The following is a 3,805-nucleotide window of genomic DNA, read 5'->3' as shown; positions in this document are numbered from 1 at the left end:
CGTAGATCCCCGTGTCATGGAAGATGGCATCGACGAAATGGTCCTGGTCCACGACCATCGCCGACATGTACCGGTCACCGTGCTCCGGCACGGTCAGCGTCGCCCCGGCAGCAAGATGACAACCGCGAAACTGTACAGGGTGTCCCTGTTGAGACGAATGACTGTCTGGTTCTGGATCGCAGCGGGGACCCGGTTGTGGAAGAAACGGTTCACCCCACCAGCGTTCGACTGCAGATCTCGCAACATCCGATCCGTCTCCGCGCGAGCAAATTGTCGGTGTTCACACGAACCGCCACGACCCCGATCCTGACACAGCGGTCTCCCTCGAGAACGGGACCTTCGACCGGCCGCACGGGATGACGGGTCGAGCGTGAAGGAGACCTCGCCGGGTTCCATCCCACCTCAGGGATCCTTCGTGGTGGCGCATGACGCCCTTCGGGCCGTGAACGGCGGCGAGGCGATTCGCGCGTACGAGGCTAGCCGAGCAGCGCCACGCCGAAGCCTGACACGACGGCTCGCAGTTCAGCGAGGTAGCGCTGCGCCTGCTCGGTGAGCGGGATCGCCGAATGGCCGATCCAGCCGATCTCGATGCGTTCGTCAACGTCGAGCGGGATCGCGACGATCTCCGGGTCGAGGTCGTCGCTGATGATGCCTGTCGAGATCGTGTAGCCGTTGAGCCCGATCATGAGGTTGAAGATCGTTGCGCGGTCGGAGACCCGGATCTCTTGCTTGCTCGACAAGGTCGAGAGGATCTCCTCGGCGAAGTAGAACGAGTTGTTGGCCCCCTGGTCGAAGGTGAGCCGCGGCGAGTCGGCGAGATCGGCGAGGGTGACCCGATCTCGAGAGGCCAGTGGGTTCTTCCGGGAGATGAAGATGTGCGGCTCGGCGAGGAAGAGCGGGTGGAACGCGAGCCCGGAGTCCCGCAGAAGTTTGTCGATGACGTTCCGGTTGAAGTCGTTCCGGTAGAGGATGCCGAGCTCACTGCGCAGCGTCCGGACGTCCTCGATGATGTCCCAGGTGCGAGTCTCCCGTAACGAGAACTCGAATTCGGCCGCCTCGCTGCCCTTCACCATCCGGACGAACGCGTCGACCACGAACGAGTAGTGCTGTGCCGAAACCCCGAGCAGGCGTCGCGACGGCGGCCGACCCAGGTAGCGCTGCTCGAGAAGCGCCGCCTGCTCGGTGACCTGCCTGGCGTAGCCGAGGAATTCTGCACCATCGGCGGTGAGCGTCACGCCGCGCGCGGAGCGGAGGAGGAGGGCGCGACCCACCCGGGTTTCGAGGTCTTTCATCGCCGCCGACATGGTCGGCTGGGAGATATAGAGCAGGTCGGCGGCGGCGCTGATCGATCCCTCCGCCGCTACCTCGATGAAGTAGTGAAGCTGCTGCAGCGTGATACTTCCTGGTCCGCGAGCCATAGCTGGATCCTATAGGAATGGATAGCTGCGCTTAGTTTGTCGATGTCCCCTGGATGCCGGGACGATGGCTGTAGCGACTTCCGCGAGGCCGAGCCCCGGCCGATCACCCAACGGATTGGCCACTCATGACGAACGAGTTCACGTTCAGCATCACCACCACCCGTTTCGACGAGGACTACTCGCCCTCGGACACTTCCCGGATAACCACGAATTTCGCCAATCTGGCCCGTGGCGAGCACCGCCAGCAGAACCTCCGCAATGCCCTATCGATGATCGATCACCGATTCAACGACCTTGCGCACTGGGACAACCCGAACCGGGACCGTTACGCCGTCGAACTCGAGATCGTCACCGTCGAGCTGCAGTTCGCCTCGGGAGGTGAGGATCAGGAATTCCCGCTGCTCGAGGTCCTCGACATCCAGATCGTCGACCGGCGGACCGAGGCGCGTCACCACGGGATCGTGGGGAACAACTTCTCCTCCTATATCCGCGATTTCGACTTCAGCGTGCTGCTGCCGGCGGCCACCGAGGCCGCCGGAAAGTTCACCGTGCCCAACGACTTCGGCAATCTGCACGGCAAGCTGTTCCAGCACTTCCTCGATTCTCCGGCATATCGCGAGCGATTCCCGACGTCGCCCGTGATCTGCATCAGCGTCTCGACGAGCAAGGAGTACCGTCGCACCGAGAACCACCACCCGATCCTCGGCGTCGAGTATCAGCAGGACGATTACTCCCTGACCGACGAGTACTTCGGGAAGATGGGGCTGCGGGTCCGATACTTCATGCCACCCGGCAGCGTCGCGCCGTTCGCCTTCTACTTCCGCGGCGATCTGCTCGGTGACTACTCCAACCTGCAGCTCATCGGCACGATCAGCACTATGGAGACGTTCCAGAAGATCTATCGACCGGAGATCTACAACGCGAATTCAGCCGCCGCGAGCATCTACCGACCGAGCCTGGAGCAGCAGGATTTCTCACGGACCCAGATCGCCTACGACCGCGTCGAGCGCAATCAGCTCGCGGCAAAGCAGGGGAAGTACACGGAGGAGCACTTCGTGAAGCCGCACAGCGAAGTGCTGGAGCGGTGGGCCGCCGACTATCCCGCTCTCGTCGGATGACTCGCGGAGAATCGTCGGTCGCGCCCACGCTGCTGCCCACCTCCATCGTCGGCAGTCTGCCGAAGCCGTCCTGGCTCGCCGAACCGGAGACCCTCTGGTCTCCGTGGAAGCTGGCGGGTGACGCGTTGGGCGAGGGCAAGCAGGATGCGCTGCGCAGCGCAGTCCAGGAGCAGCGCCAGCGCGGCATCGACATCATCAGCGACGGGGAGCAGACCCGTCAGCACTTCGTCACAACGTTCATCGAGCACCTCAGCGGCGTCGACTTCGAGCAGCGGGAGACGGTTCGAATCCGCGATCGGTATGACGCGAGCGTGCCGACCGTCGTCGGTGCCGTCACCCGTGAAAAGCCTGTGTTCGTCGATGATGCGAAGTTCCTCCGCCAGCAGACCGACCAGCCCCTCAAGTGGGCGCTCCCCGGCCCCATGACGATGATCGACACGCTCTATGACCGCCACTACAAGAGCCGCGAGAAGCTGGCTTGGGAGTTCGCGACGATCCTCAACCAGGAAGCGAAAGAACTCGAGGCGGCGGGGATCGACATCATCCAGTTCGATGAGCCCGCCTTCAACGTCTTCCACGATGAGGTGCAGGACTGGGGAGTGGCGACGCTGGAGAGGGCGGCGGAAGGACTGCGTGCCGAGACAGCCGTGCACATCTGCTACGGCTACGGGATCAAGGCGAACACCGACTGGAAGGCGACCCTCGGGCCGGAATGGCGGCAGTACGAGCAATCGTTCCCGCTCCTGCAGCGGTCCACGATCGACATCGTGTCGCTGGAGTGCCACCACTCCCATGTCCCGATGGACCTCATCGAGCTCATCCGCGGCAAGAAGGTGATGCTCGGGGCCATCGACGTGGCGAGCGAGACCATCGAGACCCCGGACGAAGTCGCCGACACCCTCCGTAGCGCGCTCACTTTCGTCGACGCGGACAAGCTCCTTCCGAGCACGAACTGCGGCATGGCTCCGTTGCCTCGGGACGTTGCACTCGGAAAGCTGAGCGCGCTCAGTGCGGGCACGGACATCATCCGCAAGGAGATCGCTGCCACATAGCCGTGACCGCCCCCTTGCCGCGCCCGGCGGTGAGTCTCCGACTCGTCCAGCACGATCAAGTCGCGGGCTCGCGCCCGCCTTGGCGAGGCGATCATTGAGGCTCTTTCAGCGACCGTACTTCGGACCCATCAGTCCTTCCTGCCGCGCGACGGTGCGGCCCGGCTCGGCCAGAACCGCGGTGGCTTCGACACGTAAAGACTGACCCGGGAGCCGGCAC

General features: G+C 63.7%; 3 protein-coding genes. 2 read left to right on the top strand and 1 reads right to left on the bottom strand.

Translation table 11 applies throughout. From position 1 onward, the window contains the following. Positions 1-476: 476 nt before the first annotated feature. Positions 477-1,418, bottom strand: a complete 942-nt coding sequence (locus VFX99_RS04695) for a LysR family transcriptional regulator (RefSeq protein ID WP_329665156.1) — start codon at positions 1,416-1,418, stop codon at positions 477-479. 125 nt (positions 1,419-1,543) lie between these two features. On the opposite strand from VFX99_RS04695, the gene VFX99_RS04690 reads away from it, so the two are divergent. Continuing rightward, on the top strand, positions 1,544-2,536 hold the full coding sequence (locus tag VFX99_RS04690; protein WP_329665155.1) for a DUF1852 domain-containing protein: 993 nt from the start codon (positions 1,544-1,546) through the stop codon (positions 2,534-2,536). Next, complete coding sequence (locus tag VFX99_RS04685; protein ID WP_329665154.1) at positions 2,533-3,588, top strand: methionine synthase; 1,056 nt, start codon at positions 2,533-2,535, stop codon at positions 3,586-3,588. Before VFX99_RS04690 ends, VFX99_RS04685 begins: the two co-directional genes overlap by 4 nt. The last annotated feature ends 217 nt before the right edge of the window (positions 3,589-3,805 follow it).

The organism is Microbacterium sp. (genome assembly GCF_036277215.1).
Lineage (GTDB): Bacteria > Actinomycetota > Actinomycetes > Actinomycetales > Microbacteriaceae > Microbacterium.
The sequence above is the reverse complement of the archived record's forward strand: the minus strand, read 5'-3'. Positions and strand labels throughout refer to the sequence as shown.